The 14,747-nt window shown below is 28.4% G+C and carries 13 protein-coding genes, 1 pseudogene and 1 riboswitch; all 14 genes and pseudogenes read right to left on the bottom strand.

What is annotated here, in order from left to right; genetic code table 11:
- Window positions 1-224: 224 nt before the first annotated feature.
- Window positions 225-2,390, bottom strand: coding sequence for a HelD family protein (locus H8R92_RS10060; RefSeq protein WP_186835380.1), 2,166 nt, complete (start codon window positions 2,388-2,390; stop codon window positions 225-227).
- 61 nt (window positions 2,391-2,451) lie between these two features.
- On the bottom strand, window positions 2,452-3,636 hold the full coding sequence (locus tag H8R92_RS10065) for a cation:proton antiporter (protein ID WP_186835381.1): 1,185 nt from the start codon (window positions 3,634-3,636) through the stop codon (window positions 2,452-2,454).
- A 107-nt stretch (window positions 3,637-3,743) separates the two neighbouring features.
- Window positions 3,744-4,370, bottom strand: a complete 627-nt coding sequence (gene thiE, locus H8R92_RS10070; RefSeq protein WP_186835382.1) for a thiamine phosphate synthase — start codon at window positions 4,368-4,370, stop codon at window positions 3,744-3,746.
- Window positions 4,371-4,376: 6 nt separating this feature from the next.
- Window positions 4,377-4,961 carry an energy-coupled thiamine transporter ThiT gene (gene thiT / locus H8R92_RS10075; RefSeq protein WP_186835383.1) on the bottom strand — a complete coding sequence of 195 codons (585 nt, stop codon included), beginning with the start codon at window positions 4,959-4,961 and terminating at the stop codon, window positions 4,377-4,379.
- Window positions 4,962-4,976: 15 nt separating this feature from the next.
- Window positions 4,977-5,774, bottom strand: a complete 798-nt coding sequence (gene thiM, locus H8R92_RS10080; RefSeq protein WP_186835384.1) for a hydroxyethylthiazole kinase — start codon at window positions 5,772-5,774, stop codon at window positions 4,977-4,979.
- 29 nt (window positions 5,775-5,803) lie between these two features.
- Window positions 5,804-6,616, bottom strand: a complete 813-nt coding sequence (thiD, locus tag H8R92_RS10085; RefSeq protein ID WP_186835385.1) for a bifunctional hydroxymethylpyrimidine kinase/phosphomethylpyrimidine kinase — start codon at window positions 6,614-6,616, stop codon at window positions 5,804-5,806.
- A gap of 149 nt (window positions 6,617-6,765) precedes the next feature.
- Window positions 6,766-6,867: riboswitch (TPP riboswitch) on the bottom strand.
- Between the two features lie 66 nt (window positions 6,868-6,933).
- A pseudogene (locus tag H8R92_RS10090) lies at window positions 6,934-7,029 on the bottom strand (aminopeptidase P family N-terminal domain-containing protein); the annotation flags it as partial.
- 56 nt (window positions 7,030-7,085) lie between these two features.
- Window positions 7,086-7,643, bottom strand: coding sequence for a hypothetical protein (locus H8R92_RS10095; protein ID WP_022211864.1), 558 nt, complete (start codon window positions 7,641-7,643; stop codon window positions 7,086-7,088).
- A gap of 49 nt (window positions 7,644-7,692) precedes the next feature.
- The gene (locus tag H8R92_RS10100) at window positions 7,693-8,265 is read right to left on the bottom strand and encodes a prefoldin domain-containing protein (RefSeq protein ID WP_186835386.1); all 573 of its coding nucleotides are present in this window, start codon (window positions 8,263-8,265) and stop codon (window positions 7,693-7,695) included.
- Window positions 8,266-8,446: 181 nt separating this feature from the next.
- Window positions 8,447-9,652: a BaiN/RdsA family NAD(P)/FAD-dependent oxidoreductase gene (locus H8R92_RS10105; protein WP_186835387.1), complete on the bottom strand. Its 1,206-nt coding sequence runs from the start codon at window positions 9,650-9,652 to the stop codon at window positions 8,447-8,449.
- 490 nt (window positions 9,653-10,142) lie between these two features.
- The gene (locus H8R92_RS10110) at window positions 10,143-12,122 is read right to left on the bottom strand and encodes an ABC transporter permease (protein ID WP_186835388.1); all 1,980 of its coding nucleotides are present in this window, start codon (window positions 12,120-12,122) and stop codon (window positions 10,143-10,145) included.
- Complete coding sequence (locus tag H8R92_RS10115; protein WP_022168413.1) at window positions 12,112-12,882, bottom strand: ABC transporter ATP-binding protein; 771 nt, start codon at window positions 12,880-12,882, stop codon at window positions 12,112-12,114. Before H8R92_RS10115 ends, H8R92_RS10110 begins: the two co-directional genes overlap by 11 nt.
- Before the next feature lie 169 nt (window positions 12,883-13,051).
- A complete protein-coding gene (locus H8R92_RS10120) occupies window positions 13,052-14,068 on the bottom strand; it encodes a sensor histidine kinase (protein WP_022211869.1) in 1,017 nt (338 codons plus the stop codon).
- A complete protein-coding gene (locus tag H8R92_RS10125) occupies window positions 14,065-14,733 on the bottom strand; it encodes a response regulator transcription factor (protein WP_186835389.1) in 669 nt (222 codons plus the stop codon). The genes H8R92_RS10120 and H8R92_RS10125 overlap by 4 nt, the downstream gene beginning before the upstream one ends.
- Window positions 14,734-14,747: the final 14 nt, after the last annotated feature.

Here is a 14,747-nt window from a genome sequence, read left to right on the forward strand (position 1 = left end):
TTATTTTCATATATTTTTAAGAACCCATGCCAGTGATCTTCTAGTATTATTTTTATTTTACCTTTTTTCATATGTAAAAACCTCTAATTTATAATTAATAAATTTAACATATTTAAAGGCTGAAAGCTAGATAACATCTAACTTTCAGCCATCGAAAATTTTATACTTTCCTGTACTTTAAAAAAGCTAAAAATAAGCAAATACTTATTTTTAGCTTTCTATTATCACTCTTCAACTTCATATAAAGTCTTATCTTTTGGTAGCATTTCTGCCAAATCCTTGTTAGTAAATATTTTTAATTCATGTAAAGCTCTAGTACATACTGTATAGAATAAGTTCTTATTGCTTTCATTTAAATATTCTTCACCATCTGACACTATTACCCCATCAAACTCAAGTCCTTTAGATAAGTAAGAAGAAATTACATTTACTCCTACTTTAAACTCTGAAGTCTCAGTATCAATAAGATTAATTTCATCTAAAACCTCTTTAAGCTTATTATAAACATCATTGGTTATAGCTTTTGTCTTACATATAACAGCTATAGATTTATAGCCTTTTTCTTGCATGGTTTCAATAGTCTTGGCCACCTCAACTATTCTATTTTTTGTGATTATAACCTTAGGATTATCTCCACTTCTTTCTACTGCTTCAATTGGTTCATGTGTATCAAGTAGCTCTCTTGTAAAATTAGTTATGTTGGCTGTTGAACGATAACTCTTTGATAACACTTCAATTTTTATATCATTAAATATTTCTGTTATTGCATTTCTATTCTTAACATTTGAATGTTCATCTATTCTTTGATTTAAATCTCCCATAATTGTTATTGCTGCATTCTTAAATGATTTTCTAATAAGCTCATAGAATAATGGACTATAATCTTGTGCTTCATCTATTAAGATATGCTTAACATTCTTATAGTTTCTGAAACCTTCCATGGCTGCTCTTATATATAGCATAGGTGTTATATCTTCATATTTTACTTCTCTATTATTTAAATATCCTAACGTTATTTCTTTTACCTTACTTAAATCATCATTACAATAATTTTCAATATTACTCCATAATAATTTATATATTTCTACAGTATTAAATGTTACTACCATATTATCTATTTGAGCATTAATTTCTGTCTTACAATGTTCATAAAAGTTTTCTTTATCTTCTACATATTCAAAATCATAATCTCCTGAATCGCTATTTAAAAACCTATTCTCAACTTGTGAAAAAATACTTTGTTTAACTACATCAAGCCTATTTAATAAAGGTATATCATTAAATCTCTTTAAGAATGTATTAGCAACACTTTTAACTGGAATAATCTGCTTACCATCTATAAATATTGGTTTACATTTTACCAACTTTTCTGGTAAATCTCTGCAGAAACTTTCGATAATCTCCATAAATTTCATGCTATTTTTATATTCCATGGCTAAAACTCTATTGGCTAATTCTTGATCACCACTATATAAATAATCTAAATGCTCCGCCTTATTTTCAAAATAATAATCTGCTGGTAAAGATTTTTTTGCATATGCATCAAAAGTAGTCTGAAGAACATTATTTTCTCCAAGCTCAGGTAATACATCACTAATATATTCAGCAAACACTTCATTAGGACTGAAAATCAATATATTATCTGCTTGAAGATTTTTTCTATGCTTATATAAAAGATATGCTGCCCTATGAAGAGCTATAGATGTTTTTCCTGAACCTGCTGCACCTTGAATAAATAAAGTTTTTGCATCATCATTCCTAATAATATCATTTTGTTCTTTTTGTATTGTAGCTACTATATTCTTCATTTTATCTGTAGCATTCCTATCTAACATTGCTGTTAAAGATTCATCGCATAAAGCTGCTCCTGAATCATGAGTAAAAACAATTTTTGAATTCTTAATATTAAATTGTCTACTAAATTCAATATCACCTTCTATTTTTCCTATAGGTGCATTATAAAATGCTGGACCTACTTCAAAATCATAAAACATATTTGCCACAGGTGAACGCCAATCAAAAACATAAAAATCAAAATTATCTTTATCCTCAACACTAGCAAGCCCTATATAAAAACTATCTCCTTCTTCACCTTTTTCTTTAAAATCCAATCTAGCAAAGTAAGGAGATTTTAATTGTCTTTCTAAGCTTTTTAATTTATTTAATTTATTAGCATAAGTCTTTTCTTCTAAAGCAATTTGACTACAATTTTCTAAAACCTCAAATTCATCAAATTCATTTCTATTATCCCATAAAAATTTTCTTTGTTTTCTTATTTCTTTATCCTGTTCAGTACTTAATCCATCAAATTCCTCTATAAGTTCATTAATAGCCTTGATGGTTGTTTGTAAATACTTTTCTTCCTCTTGTTGACTTCTACCAATATACATATTTTTTCTCCTCTGTATTTAATAATCAGTTTATTATTATACTTGATTGCTTTCTATAAAATCAACATTGAACACTACTTTTATCTCTTGAAAAAACAATTTTTAATAATATTGGTGTAAATATACTTGTAAATACCACCATTATTATAATTGGAGCTAAAAAATAACTACTTATTAACCCTAAAGTTAATCCTTTGCTGGCAATAATAAGTGTTACTTCACCTCTAGTAACCATGCCGCTACCAATCTGTATTGATTCCATATTATTATATCCACATAACTTAGCACCTAAACCACATCCTATAATCTTTGTAAGAACAGCTACTATAATTAACGCTATAGTAACCATTACTATTTCTCCATTTAAATATGGTAGCTTTACATTTAACCCAACACTAGCAAAAAATACTGGTGATAATAATATATATGATAATGTTTCAAATCTCTTTGTTATATATATAGTTTCCTTATTGGATGAAAGTACAAGTCCTGCTATATATGCACCAGTTATATCGGCAACACCAAAAAACTTTTCTGCACTAAATGATAGTAATAAACATATTACAAAAGATACTATAACAAATCTCCTTTTATCAATGTCATATTTATCCACCCATTTATTAAATAATGTATAAGTGATAATTCCTACAATCACACTAAATATAAAAAATGCTACCATTTTTACAACAACCATTACTACACTTACAGATGAATCAGCTAAACTTGTAATAACCGTTAAAACCAACATTCCTAAAACATCATCAATAATGGCTGCTCCTACGATTATATTTCCTACAGAAGTGGATACTTTTCCAAGCTCCCGTAAAGTTTCTACTGTTATACTAACAGATGTCGCTGTTAAAACAGAGCCTATAAATATATTTTGCACAAAGATATTTACATTGCCTACCTTTCCATCATTGATGCAATATGCTAATATTGTGCCTCCAATTAAAGGTATTATTACTCCCATTGTTGCTACTATAAATGAAGTCTTTCCACTTTTCTTAAATTCACTTAAATTGCTTTCTAGACCTGCAGTAAATAATAATACTATAACTCCCACTTCTGCTAGTTGCTTAATAAAATCTGTTTCATCTATTACATTAAATACCGCAGGTCCTAATATTAAACCAGCCAATAATGCTCCAACCACCTGTGGTAATTTAAATCTCTTAGTAACCAAAGATAAAACTTTTGTACTCAGTAAAATAAGTGCAAGATCTAATAAATATCCATATGACATATATCATTACCTCCTATATAACTTTGTCTTACATAAATTTTACCATTTATTAATAATAAAAAGTCATAGAAACATACTTGTTTTTTTCCTATGACTTGTCACATTTATTAATTATTTATTTTTATTATCCAGCTTCCACATTCTTTTTTAATATTTTGCTTAGCTAATATAGCTGAAATAACAGCATATCCATCAATATTGCATTTTTTAACATAATCTATGTTATCTAAGTTTAAGCCGCCTATTGCTGCTACTGGCAAATTTACTTTCTCTTTAATCTCTTTTAAGGTATCTAATGATACTCTTTTAGCATCAAGCTTTGTTTTAGTACCAAAAATATCTCCTACCCCTAGATAGTCTGCTCCATCTACCTTGGCCCTTTCAGCTTCTTCCATCGTCCTACAAGAAACACCAATTATTTTTCCTGGCATCAATTTTCTTGCTTCCTTTGCTGGAATATCACTTTGCCCAAGATGCACTCCATCAGCATCACAAAGCATTGCTATATCTATTCTATCATTTATGATAAATTTAACACCATACTTCCTAGTAAGCTCTCTAAGGTTCATAGCTTTTTCTAAAAATTCTTTACCATCAGCTTCTTTTTCCCTTAACTGCAACATGGTAACTCCACCCTTTAAAGCCTCTTCTATACAATGATAAAAATCACGGCCCTTTAATATATCACTATCAGTAATTAAATATAGTTTTAGCTCTTCCATAACTCCATCCATTTAATATCATACATGTTTTTTCAATCTGTCAAATGGCATTATTGCTAGTATTACAACACAAAGAATTCCTTCAACACCTGCTGTTGAACCATTATATACTAATGAATATAATACTGCTCCCATATTTTCTGGTGCAAAAGCTCCAAAGAATACAACCCCTGATAAGAACTTTGAAAATACATTAAGCACTACCGCCATTAAAGGTCCAAATATTCTTTTTATTCTTGTATCACTGCCAAAGGTACCTGCTAATCCTAAGGCCATTGTTGGAAATATATAATCTAGTAAAAATTGTACTGGATGAATTACATACGGCCCATCTAATAGTGATAATAATCCAAATACAAGACCTGCAGTTACACCTGCTGTCTTACCGTAAAGTAATGAAAAAAGCATTACTGGTAGCATTGAAAATAGTGCAATACCTCCACCTTGTGGATATCTAATTATTTGAATAAGACTTAATATAAAAGAAATTGCCGCTATTAATGAAGCCATTACCATCTCCTTAGTGTTCATCCTATTATTTTTTAAATCAATTACATATGATATCACTATAATTGCTGAAATTATTCCTAAAAATATTATCATCTTTATTCCCCCTACTTATTGTTTTTCTTCTATCTTTATTATTCTTGAATTTTCTTCAAGTAACTTCTTATTTAATTTATATATATTATCCATTAATTTAATTTTAAAGGTTCCCAAAGGAGTATCACCTTTATCTGCTAACTCTCCTGCAATACCCATAACAAGCATTGCCATAACAGTGGCTTCCAATCTATTTTCTCCTGTTCCTAAAAAACTTCCTATTAAACTACCAGTCATACATCCAGTACCTGTTATTCCTTTTAATTTCGCTGTTCCATTTTCAATTCTTAATACATTTTTCCCATCAGATATATAATCGTTAACTCCTGTAGCAACTACTACACATTCTAATCTTTTGGCAGCTTTCTTCACTATTTGGATTATATCTTCTCCATCATCAAGAGAGTCTACACCTTTTCCTTTAACATCTAGACCACATATATATTTAATTTCTGCTACATTTCCCTTAACCACATCAAACTTAACTTCATTTAAAAGTTTATTAACAAACTCACTTCTTGTATTTGTTGCAAAAACTCCCACTGGATCAAAAATAACAGGTTTATTATATTTATTAGCTGCTTTTCCAGCTTTCACAAATAAATCAAGTCTTGATGAATTCATAGTTCCTATATTAATGACTACTGCTGAAGAAATGCCTATGACCTCTTCTACTTCTTCATAACTATAGCTCATAAGAGGACTAGCTCCCAGTGCTAAAGTCACATTTGCACAATCATTTATTGTTACTTCATTAGTATAATGTACTACCAGTGGATTTATTTCCTTAACCTTGTTTATTAACTCATACATATCTTAACTCCCTCGATGCTTTATCTTTCTTATTTACTGAATGTTAACCCTTCAAATTTATAAAAATGATGAACTGGCCCCACTCCATGTCCAATATCAAAGCTATGCTCAATAGCTTCAGTAATATACTTCTTACTTAATTCTACAGCTTCTTTAATACCATATCCTAATGCAAGATAAGCTGTTATTGCTGATGATATTGTGCAGCCAGTACCATGGGTATTTTTTCTATTTATACGCTTTGTTTCAAATACTTCAAAAATATTCTCACCAATTAATACATCTACTGCTTCACCATCTAAATGACCACCTTTCACCAGCACAAATTTAGGCCCCAGCTCAAATATTTTTTTCCCGGCTACTTTCATATCTGTAACAGAATTAATCTTTATCCCTGTAATTTCTTCTGCTTCAGGAACATTAGGCGTTACTAAATAAGCCATAGGTATTAGATATTTTATTAAATTTTCCTTTGCTTCAGACTTTAATAATGAATATCCACTTTTAGAAATCATCACTGGATCAACTACCAAAAAACTTGGATTATATTTCTTCATGGTATTTACTATATCCACTATTATTTCTGGACTAGACACCATACCTATTTTCACAGCTGCTGGCTCAATATCATCAAAAATCGCTTTTATTTGACTTTTTATTATTTCACCACTTAACTCCTCAACAGCAAAGACACCTTCTGTATTTTGTGCTGTTACTGCCGTAATAACACTCATGCCATATGTACCAATAGCACTAAATGTTTTTAAATCTGCTTGAATTCCTGCACCTCCTGAAGAATCAGATCCTGCAATAGTCAATGTTGGTACTCTGTAATTTCTCAAAATTATTCCCCCTCCCATTAAGTTAATTACAAATTATCAACGATAAATATAAAAAAAAGCTGCACTCTTATCCAGAGTACAGCTATTGAATATGAATAATTAATCTACTTAAATAAAAGTAGTTTCATTTTAATTCATCATTAATAATTCGTCATCGATTTACGCTTTCCTCCGCTGGCATTATCCAGTTCAGGTACAAGGGTTGATTATGTTATATCTCTCAGCTTTTTATAGCACCCCTAGCAAATTATATATATTATTGTCCTTTTTATTGTAAACTTATATTTATTTTTTTACAATACCTTATTTTTTAAATTTAATTCTTCCTCTGCTTGAATAAAATATCTCCCATCAGTCCAAAGCTTTGCCTTATTTTTACTTACTAATAAAGTACCTACTGAACCAGTAAAACCTAAATTTAATTACTATTTTAAAATAAAAAAATAAAATGTAAAGCTCCTTAGATAACTTACATTTTATTTTTCAATTCCTCTATTTCTCTTTCCAAAGCTAAGATTTTATCATTTAATTGATTTATAATATCTTCTTCATATTTTCCATTATGACTTTGTTTTCTTTCTTTATGAGATTTCTTTTTATTTTTCTTCTTAACAATTTGTTCATAACCATCAGAAGTTGAAGGTTCTGCTGTAAATGGGTTGGATATATTTCGATAGTCTGGACTATAGTACCTTCCTGGCCCTGCTTGTGAATATTGTTGCTGAGCATTAAACATTACTATTACCTGGGCAATTAACTGTACCCAATTTCCAAACGCATTGGCTACATTTGTAGGCATATTACCTGATAATATACTGCCAACCACTTCTCCTAAAACAGTAATAAGCATTGGATCTATATCTTGAAAACCAAACGGAATATCTAAATCACAATATTTATACTCATTAGAATTTGCACCACCAGTTGGATCTATTTTACACTTATTATTGAATTTATTTTTATTATTCTTTTTACTATCATATTGGTCTTTAACTCTATCATCAATAATATCTGCATCCCAAGCCATATTTTCTCCATAATTATTATTGCTATTACCATATTACGTATAATTAAACTTAGGTGTTCATATTATCTACCAAAGTCTTTTCTAAAGAAGTTACTCTTGTTTTTAATTTTTCTATCTGCTCTTTCAATTCTTCCATAAGACTTTCTAATCTTTCACAGCCATTGATATTGCTCTTTTCTGAACTATTCCTAATATTTTCACTGTCATTACAATCACTATTGGAATTTTCCTTGGAATCGCAACTACAAAAAGGATTATTTACATTTTTATATCTTAAGTCATAATAACGTCCTGGTCCATTTTGAAAGTATTGCTGTTGTGCTCCATAAGTTTCTATTGCTTGTCCCACTAAATTAAGCCAATTAGATATAGCCACAGCTACATTAAAAGGTACATTTCCAGCTATAATATTACCAATCAACTCACCAATAGTTATAAAAACTATGGGATTTATATCTTGAAACCCTCCAGGAATATCTAAATTTAGATTAGCACAACAATTACTATTCCCTCCCCCTGAAGGATCTACCTCAGGAATATTATTTGACACATCATCTTCGTTTTTCACATATCCATTTCTCTTAAGCATTTCATATATTTCATTTAAATCATACATATTCATTTTTCATTCTAAAACTTCACGTAAAATTAATATATTAGTATTTTATGCTTTATTTTTATTTTAGTAACATCTTATTATGCCTTTTCATAATATATATTATAACACTAAGCAAAAGTTATACTCCTATCTTTCGGCATAAAGCTAAGCCTCATAGTAAATCTACTACGAGGCTTTTTTTTACTTAAAAATCACTTCCTGCTAAATATCCTGTTGAAAATGCCATTTGAAGATTATATCCTCCTGTTTCAGCATCTATATCAATTACTTCTCCAGCAAAATATAAATTATTTATTAATTTTGATTCCATGGTAGAAGCATTAATTTCCTTTACTTTAACTCCACCTGACGTTACCTGTGCAGCTTTTATAGTTAAAGTTTCCCTTACTGTAAGCTTCATTTCTTTTATATACTCAATTATCTTAATTTCATCTTCCTTTTTCAAGTCACTGGCTTTAACTTCTACTAAGTTAAGCATTTCAAATATCTGCTTCAAGAAATTTTGTGGCAAAATTCCCTTTAAATTATTTAAAACGAACCTATTACTGTTACTTCTAATTATCTGTGCAAGTTCCTCCTTTGACCTATCTTTAAGAAAATCTAAAACGACTTCAACTTCACCATCAGCTAAAGCTTTATTTAAGTATGAAGAAATTTTTAATACTGCTGGACCTGATATTCCAAAGTGAGTAAATATCATATCTCCTTCTTTTTCAAACTTCTTCTTTTTAAATTTTGCCTGTATATGTACATCCTTCATAGCTATCCCTTGAAGATTTTTAACAAATTCCTCCTTTATGACAAGTGGAATTAAAGCTGGATAAATAGGTGTTATTGTATGACCATATTTCTTAATAACATCATACATACTTCCATCTGAACCAGTTGTGGGAAAACTTTTCCCTCCTGTTGTAACTATCACTTTATCTCCATTAATAGACTTACCTGTGTCAAGTATCACACCTTTTACTACATTATCTTTCACAATTAAATCTTCAACCTTTGTATTATACAATATCTTAACATTGTTCTCTCTTAACTCATTTTCAAATAAAGATATTACTTCATCTGCTTTATCGCTTTTTGTATATACTTTTTCATCATATTCCACCTTATATTCTAGTCCTTTTTCACTTAAGTACTCCAGTAGTTGATAGTTTGAAAAAGTGTATAAAGCACTATATAAAAATTTGTTATTAGTTACTATTTTACTAAAGAACTCTTCAATATCTCTGTTATTAGTGATATTACATCTTCCACCACCAGTAAGCTTTAACTTCTTACCTATTTCATTATTTCTTTCTATTAAGATAACTTCATTATTTTTAGCTGCCGTTATAGCTGCCATAATACCTGCTGGCCCACCTCCTATAACAATAACCTTTGCCATTTTGCCTACACCTCACTACCAATAATTTGTTTATTTTCTTATTATAACAGAAAACATATTATGTATATATAAAAAAATAAGAAATAGCCAATAAGCTATTTCTATCTACAACAATTATCCATACATTGTTGTAGTGCATCACTTAAGCCATTTGTCAACTGACAATTTTGATTCATTAAGAAGCAATAAATACTTTGATTACTCCACCAATATAAAAATAATATTACATAAATCAAATTTATAAACTGCGATCCATAACATAGTAATATATTAAAAAAATCACAATAAGTAAATTGATTATTGGGATTATTGGCATTACTTAGTAAAGCATCAGCTAAGTCATCCAAAGGCAAACCATTTATTATGCTATCCAAAGTACTACCGCTATTGCAGTTACTATCAAAATTATAATAATCCAAATTATTCATGTCTCATCCTATAATATTGCTATATAAATATTTTATGATTTTTAATTTAATAAGTTCTCTTTTTAGCAATATTTTAACATTTTCTTAGCTCCATTATATGCTGCAATAAAATATCCACCATATATTATAATCATTATAATCATTGTTACTATAATATAATTCATTATAGATCCATCACCAAAAACAGAAACTATATCTGAAGAAATCTTTAATCCTAAAATTGAATGTACTATAGCAAGTGATAAAGGAATCATAAAATAAATTGCTATTTGTACTAAAATAGATCTATTAATCATCTCTTCATCTACACCAATTTTTCTAAGTAATGCATATCTGTCTATATTATCTGCTGCTTCTGATAACTGCTGTAATGCTAATACTGCTGCTGATGCTATTAAAAAGACACTTCCAATATAAATAGCAAGATAAGAAATCATTGTGCCAAATCCAGCTGAATTAGCTAATAAATCTTTCTTTGTAAGATAATATACATATACAGAGTCATCAATATTATTTTCTCTAAATTTGCTAGCTAAATATTCATCACCTTCACTATTTTTATAATTAATATTTAAATATGAATTATATGGTTCCACTCCATTTAAAACTTCATCATTAACTATAAAAGTACATAAATTATTTTCTAGCATTTGATTATAAGTAGTCACTTCTATAGACTCTATTTGTGCTGGTAATAATTTTTCTCCGTTTACAACTATTTCAGTATTGTTTTTAGTAGCTTCCATTATATACTTTTTAAAATCTTTTACATCGCTACATACCATATATTTATCATCTGCTAATTTAACTTGTTCTTTTCCTATCATTTCCATAACACTGTTAAACTCTGAAACCTTCATTACTGGTATGTTTTCATTTGAAAATACAGGATAATACTTTTTAGTTTTATTTATAGCCTCTTCAGTAAGAAAATCTCTATAACTATAATCATTATCATATAACTTATACTCTGAATAACTGTTGGCAATACTATCTAAATCTATTCCTTTATTCATAAGTTCTTCTTTTATATCTAACCCTTGATAATTCCAAAAAGTAGCATCAAATTGACTCGAATATTTCAAACCTTGGTTTATTGATTTATTTATTCCAAGGCCACCTGATAATGTGCATATAGAAACAAAAAGCATTAAGCATATAAAAGTCATGGAAATAAAGGTTGTATTTATCTTGCTGTTAATTTGTCTTAAGATAAACATATTTAAATTTTTAAAATATTTATTTTTATTACTTTGCATTACTTTTAATAAAAAACCTGAAAGAGCAAAGAAAAATAAAAATGTTCCTAAGGCTCCCATAGCTACGATGATAAATAATGATGATGTAATAATGGCAACACCCATTTTTAACACATAATAATATGCTCCACCTAATAAAGTAATACTTATTATAAAGATAACAACTGATAGCCAAAGATTTCTTACTTTGATATCTTGATTTTTCTTTGCAGCATTTAACAAATCAATTAATTTAACTTTTCTAATAACATTAGAATTAAATAATAAAACTATCAAGTATATTATTGCAAAACATACCAATGTTTTTATAAATGCACTTTTTGAAAAAACAAATTTAAATCTTACAATATCCACTTGGAATAACTTGGCTGTAAATATTGATAACCCTTGCGATAACAATGTTCCTACCACTAAGCCTACAATTAAAGAGAGAATACCTATACATAATGTTTCAATAAATAATATTTTTGAAAGAGTTCCTTTTTCCATCCCTAAAGTCATATATATTCCAAATTCTTTTTTTCTTCTTTTTATTAAATAATTGCTGGCATAAATAATTAAGAATCCTAAGATAGCAGAAATAAATACCGATGCTACGCTCATAACTACATTGACCATTTCGAAGGCACTTTTTTCAGCCTCACTTAAGTTCATCATAATTGTTTGTGATTCTATGGAGTTAAATGTGTAAAATATCGCTACCCCAAATACTAATGTTAAAAAGTAAATTGAATAATCCTTAAAACTTCTTTTTATATTTCTTATTGCAAGTTTAGCATACATCTCTCACATCTCCTCCTAGAAGTGTAATTACATCTATGATCCTATCAAAGAACTTGTTTCTGCTATCATTACCTTTTATAAGTTCATTAAATATCTTTCCATCTTTAATAAACAGTATCCTGTCAGCATAACTAGCAGTAAAAGCATCATGAGTTACCATCATAATTGTTGCATTTAAATCCTTGTTTAACTTTTCCATACTTTCTAATAATACCTTTGCTGATTTTGAATCTAATGCTCCTGTAGGTTCATCTGCTAATATAAGTGATGGATTAGTTATTATTGCTCTTGCAGCTGCAACTCTCTGCTTTTGTCCACCTGACATTTCATATGGATATTTATTTAAAATATCTTTAATATTTAATTTATCTGCAATATTTGTTATTCTCTTATTAATTTCTCCATAATTAATCTTACATATAGTTAAAGCTAATGCTATATTTTCATAAGCTGTTAATGTATCTAAAAGATTAAAATCTTGAAAAATAAATCCTAACTCTTCTCTTCTAAACTTTGCTATTTTTTTTGACGAAAGTTTTGTTATATCATTATTATTTATATATATATGACCACTACTAGCTTTATCTATAGTTGAAATGCAGTTAAGGAGCGTTGTTTTTCCACTGCCTGATGCTCCCATAATACCTACAAACTCTCCTTTATTCACAGTAAAGCTTATATTATTAATTGCTTTAGTAATATTGCCATTCTTACCATAGTATTTTTCAATATTACTTACCCTTAATATTTCATTACTCATTTCTCTAACCTCCAGTATTTACTATACTCATATAATATCGTTAATTCATCATGGTATCCATAGAACTATGTAACAATAACCTTACACTTTTGTAACATAAGCTCATAGATTACCAACAATCTTATGAATTATGAGTGACTGAATAAATCTCCAGAGTTTATAATTAATATTAATCTTCCGCTAAATTATAGTTATTAATAGGAAATACTATTGTTACTTCTGTTCCTACTCCTAACTTTGATTTAATACTTATGCCTAAACCTAGTTTTAAACATAATTTCTTACATAAATATAAGCCCATACCTGTTGAGTTATTATATTTTCTACCATTTTCCCCAGTATAGCCTTTTTCAAATACTTTTTCTATTGACTTTTCACTTATTCCAATACCATTATCTAAAATTTTTAAAATAATATTCTTATCTTTTTCTAAACACCTAATCTTTATATACTTTTCATCCTTATCCATATATTTCACTGAATTAGAAATTATTTGTTGCAAGATAAATTCAATCCATTTGCTATCGCAATAGACCTTTTTTTCTATATCTTCTAGTTGAATCTTAACTCTTTTTTCAATAAGTATGTTTGCATTTTTTCTTATAACTGAATTTATACTATTTTTTAATGGTATTTTCTTGATTATATAATCCCTCTCTACTGTACTGCTTCTAGCATAAAATAATACTTGTTCTATAAAACCTTCTACTTTTTCAATTTCCTCCAAGACACTTTTATTAATATATCCTTCATCATTTTCTAAAATAAGCCTAGCAGATGCTATAGGTGTCTTTATTTCATGTACCCATGTTTCAATATACTCTTTATAATCATTAATATTCCTTTTTAAATCTGCTACTTCATCCTTCATGGATTTAGTACATTCCTCCAGTACAGAATAAATAATATTACTCTCAATAAAATCTCCTGACTCTAATATTTCTGCTATAAAATACTTTTTATCTAGCCCATCTAAATTCTTAAATAAATTATCATAATATTTTTTCCTATTAAAATAATCATAAATATAACAGCTAAATACTCCTATAAGATTTAATATGCTGATAAATACTATTGTATATGTATCTACTTTTAATGCTTTTAAAATAACAACACCTGAAAGAGTCATTACAATATTAATAACCATAAAAACAAATTTTTCTTTAATATATTCAATTAATTTCATACTAATATATAACCTTGTCCTCTCTTAGTTGTAAGCATATTATTGGCTCCAATTTCCTCCATCTTTTTTCTTAGCCTATTTATATTAACTGTTAAAGTATTATCATCTACAAACTCATCATTTTGCCATAAATACTTCATAAGTTCACTACGAGAAACTATTTTTCCTTTATTCTTTATTAAAGTGTAAAGAATCCTACTTTCATTTTTAGTAAGGTCACTTTTATTACCTTCATATTCCATTTCACTGGTGGAAAGGTTATATCTTAATCCATTATATTCATGTATCTCCATACTATTATTTCCATAAACTCTTCTTATGATTGATTCTATTCTTGCCAATAAAATGGCTGCATTATATGGCTTAGTAATAAAATCATCGGCTCCAAGATTCATGCTTATAAGCTCATCCATTTCAGTATCCCTGCTAGTTACAACTATGATAGGTACATTGGACTGCTTTCTTATTTCCTTGCATATATAATATCCATCAAAAACAGGTAGATTTATATCTAATAGTATTATTTTTGGGTTTTCTTCCAAAGCTATGTCCACTATATTTTCAAAGTCAAAGGAAGTAGCTACTTCATAACCATATCTTTTTAAAAAGCTACCTAACTGTTCATTTATCTTTACATCATCTTCAATAATAAAAACTTTATTCATATATAAGTCACCTC

The sequence above is a fragment of the Clostridium lentum genome (genome assembly GCF_014287815.1).
In the GTDB taxonomy this organism is placed as follows: Bacteria; Bacillota; Clostridia; order Clostridiales; family Clostridiaceae; genus Clostridium; species Clostridium lentum.

Bases quoted from the DNA above. Each gene is read 5' to 3' on its own strand.
- thiT (WP_186835383.1), bottom strand. From the start codon at position 4,961: ATGATAATATTTTTAGGAATAATTTCAGCAATTATAGTGATATCATAT.
- H8R92_RS10115 (WP_022168413.1), bottom strand. From the start codon at position 12,882: ATGAGTAATGAAATATTAAGGGTAAGTAATATTGAAAAATACTATGGT.
- H8R92_RS10125 (WP_186835389.1), bottom strand. From the start codon at position 14,733: ATGAATAAAGTTTTTATTATTGAAGATGATGTAAAGATAAATGAACAG.
- thiM (WP_186835384.1), bottom strand. From the start codon at position 5,774: ATGTATGAGTTAATAAACAAGGTTAAGGAAATAAATCCACTGGTAGTA.
- H8R92_RS10105 (WP_186835387.1), bottom strand. From the start codon at position 9,652: ATGGCAAAGGTTATTGTTATAGGAGGTGGGCCAGCAGGTATTATGGCA.
- H8R92_RS10110 (WP_186835388.1), bottom strand. From the start codon at position 12,122: ATGTATGCTAAACTTGCAATAAGAAATATAAAAAGAAGTTTTAAGGAT.
- thiE (WP_186835382.1), bottom strand. From the start codon at position 4,370: ATGGATGGAGTTATGGAAGAGCTAAAACTATATTTAATTACTGATAGT.
- H8R92_RS10065 (WP_186835381.1), bottom strand. From the start codon at position 3,636: ATGTCATATGGATATTTATTAGATCTTGCACTTATTTTACTGAGTACA.
- H8R92_RS10095 (WP_022211864.1), bottom strand. From the start codon at position 7,643: ATGGCTTGGGATGCAGATATTATTGATGATAGAGTTAAAGACCAATAT.
- H8R92_RS10100 (WP_186835386.1), bottom strand. From the start codon at position 8,265: ATGAATATGTATGATTTAAATGAAATATATGAAATGCTTAAGAGAAAT.
- H8R92_RS10120 (WP_022211869.1), bottom strand. From the start codon at position 14,068: ATGAAATTAATTGAATATATTAAAGAAAAATTTGTTTTTATGGTTATT.
- H8R92_RS10060 (WP_186835380.1), bottom strand. From the start codon at position 2,390: ATGTATATTGGTAGAAGTCAACAAGAGGAAGAAAAGTATTTACAAACA.